1 protein-coding gene is annotated in these 571 nt (G+C 59.0%); it reads right to left on the bottom strand.

Annotated features, from left to right (window positions below):
• The coding region (locus AACY19_RS26830) for a phage tail protein (protein ID WP_339454513.1) at positions 1–571 on the bottom strand (571 nt) is incomplete at both ends.

Here is a 571-nt window from a genome sequence, read left to right as displayed (position 1 = left end):
CCCCCCACTGGATGGTGAAGCCACCCAGCCAGCTAGGAAAAACCACGTACCCGTTTTGTGTCAGGCTTGCCAAAAAGCCTAACCTGAGTTTTTTCGGCGTCACCATCGTGGCGTCATCAACGCCTGCATCTGTCAGAGCCTGCGTCGCAATTTTGGCCGTGCCAAGCTTGGTTTCAGAGGCTTGGGCAACCATCGCCCCGACTTCGGTTTTCGTGTAGGCATCCGTTATGCCCATCTTGACCAGCGTATCCGGATTGTCGCCCTCCACCACAATGCCGCGATCATTGGTCTTGACCCGCGTCCATTGACCCGGTGTTTTGTTCTTCGGCAGCACTTCCAGTACGGCGGCGTCGACATAGGCCCGAGTCGCCAAGACAACCGCCGGGTCAATCTTGAGCGTGATGTTGCCCGTGCTGCTGACCACGAAATTCATCCGCACCACTTGCGTGCGTCCGGAGCCTTGCGACAGCAGGGGCTTAAAGCTCGGCGCGCAGTTGGCCACAGCCACCAAGTCGCCGTCCGCATCGTAGAGGCCGATTTCGCGAATCCACTTACCGCCCTCATCCGCCGG

Origin of the sequence: Pseudomonas sp. EA_5y_Pfl2_R50, assembly GCF_963970475.1 — a bacterium.
Lineage (GTDB): Bacteria > Pseudomonadota > Gammaproteobacteria > Pseudomonadales > Pseudomonadaceae > Aquipseudomonas.
Note: the sequence above shows the minus strand (reverse complement) of the source record. Positions and strands in the feature narration are given on the sequence as shown.